Raw genomic sequence first — 556 nt, 5'->3', positions numbered from 1 at the left:
GAGTGTGCGTGAAGAATTGAGCAGCTTGCGAGATGAAGAGGCAGGTCGTGCAAACGCTGCTGCCGAGACGATGAATAAGCTACAACAAAGCTTATCGCAGCAAGTTGCCCAATTGTCAGAAACGATTGAGAAACCCATGACAGAGCTGATTGAAACCGCGTCTGAAACACCAAAGGTTGCTGCGGAGGTAATCTCCAAGTTACGTGAAGAAATCAGTAACAACATGGAGCGTGACAACCACTTGTTAGAAGAGCGTCAGCGAATTATGGCTGAGCTTGATGGCTTGTCAGGCTCCTTATCCGAGTCATCCAGCCAGCAAAGAGAAGCGATTGCTTCATTAGTCGAAACCTCTAGTAGCATGCTAGACAACATCAGCTCTCGTTTTGACCAGCATATCGATGCTGAAGTTAACAAACTCTCAGACATCGTGGTCGAAGCTGCGGCAAGCACTACCGATATTGCCAGTTTGGGTGATGCTTTTGGTAAGGCCTGCCAGCAGTTTAGTGAATCGAATGAACTGCTTGGTGAGAGTTTACAGCGCATCGAATCAGCTCTG

1 pseudogene is annotated in these 556 nt (G+C 47.8%); it reads left to right on the top strand.

The window, feature by feature from the left end:
* Positions 1-25: 25 nt before the first annotated feature.
* Positions 26-556 (top strand): annotated as a pseudogene (locus A3763_RS23685) (DUF802 domain-containing protein); the annotation flags it as partial.

It is taken from the genome of Oleiphilus sp. HI0128 (genome assembly GCF_001635365.1).
Note: the sequence above shows the minus strand (reverse complement) of the source record. Positions and strands in the feature narration are given on the sequence as shown.